This window comes from Thermanaeromonas sp. DSM 22490 (assembly GCF_056378755.1).
In genome coordinates, this window is the sequence record NZ_JBJHHE010000059.1 from 1 (window position 1) to 1589 (window position 1589).

Here is a 1589-nt window from a genome sequence, read left to right on the forward strand (position 1 = left end):
AAGCGTTGTGAAAAACTCATTTTAATTAGCAGGTATTAGCATATCGACATCGAAAATAGTAATGACATCTACTTTGCAGGAGAGGATTGTGTTGCTGGGAAGCAAAGAAAACCTGCGGCGGCAAATGGCAATCCAGGTAGTGGATATTGAAAGTCTGATTCCAGAAGATTATTATCTCCGCCGTATTGATGCCGCAGTTGATTTTTCGTTTATCCGGGCCAAGGTAGCGCATTTATATTCCCATACTGGGCGGCCATCTATAGACCCGGAAATCGCCTTTCGTCTTGTTACTTTATCATATCTATTGGGTATTTCCGAGAATCGTCTATTCACCGAATTGCCCCTACATGCCGGGTATCTATGGTTCTGCGGCCTGGACTTCAACAGCCCTTTACCTGACCGTACCACTCTGGTCAAGGCCAGAAAGCTCTGGCGTAAACACGGTTTATTTGATGAAATCATGTACGAAATCGTACGGCAATGTGTGGAGGCTGGCCTGGTCAAAGGCGACGTATTGGCCGCTGACGGCACTATTGTTCAGGCACGGGCATCGATAAAGAGCCTGGAACCGCTGAACCCCCAGCCGGTAATCAAATACCTTGAGGACTTAAGAAAGCAAGACGAGAAAGAGCTGGAAACCTCAAGCGAACCCGACAACAAAGACGACCATCATGGCGATAATAATCCCCCTGCGGCCCATGAACCCGAAACTAATACGTCACAAGGAGAACAGGTTTTACCAAGGAATAACTCTTCCCCAGCAATCTCCGCGAGAAAATCCGGCGACCCTGATTTTCGGGGAGAGAAGTTCAGCAACGCCACCCATCGTTCCACCACTGACCCGGAAGCGCGCCTATTCCGCAAGGGTCGTGGGAAAGAAGCGAAGCTCAGCTATCTGGCTCATAACCTCATAGATGTACGTTCTGGTATTATACTGGAGGCCATGGCCACAGTAGCCAACGGAGCTATGGAGCGCACAGCCGCCCTCAAGATGCTAAAGAAAGTGCACCCCTTTTTACCACCTCTCTCCCAGGAGGGACAAAAACGCTTTTTCCTGGGGGATGGCAATTATACCGCAGGAGACTTCCTGGCGGAAGTCATTGAATTGGGTTACCAGCCTTTGGTACCCATGGAAGACACGCGACTGGAGCCGATACCCAATTGGAAACGCCGGACCTACAACCTGGCAACTTATAGAAAGCGCAAAGAACGTATTCGTATAGCTAGGGCCAGAAACCTAGCCCGAACGCTTATGCAAAGCGGGGGATACCGCCGTACTTACCGTTACCGTATTCGTATCGAGCACACCTTTGCGGAAGCCAAAGAACATCATGGCCTGGACCGGGCCAGGAGCTACGGGCTGGCTGCGGTAGATGAACAGGTGAAAATGACGGCGGTGGCCCAGAATATAAAACGCCTGGCTACATTAATCTGGCGTCGGAAAAAACGGGCAGCAAAGGTCATGGAGATGACCCGCGCTACTGTAAACATGCTGCAAGAAAAAATGGCCCTGTTTAAACATCACCTATTATTTATCTCGTGTTTTCGACTGCAATTAGCCTTGATTTAAGGGGTTTATCACATCACTT

1 protein-coding gene is annotated in these 1589 nt (G+C 49.4%); it reads left to right on the top strand.

From position 1 onward, the window contains the following. The first annotated feature begins 91 nt into the window (after positions 1-91). Positions 92-1570: a transposase gene (locus tag AC1BI1_RS15280; protein ID WP_476718165.1), complete on the top strand. Its 1479-nt coding sequence runs from the start codon at positions 92-94 to the stop codon at positions 1568-1570. Positions 1571-1589 lie beyond the last annotated feature (19 nt).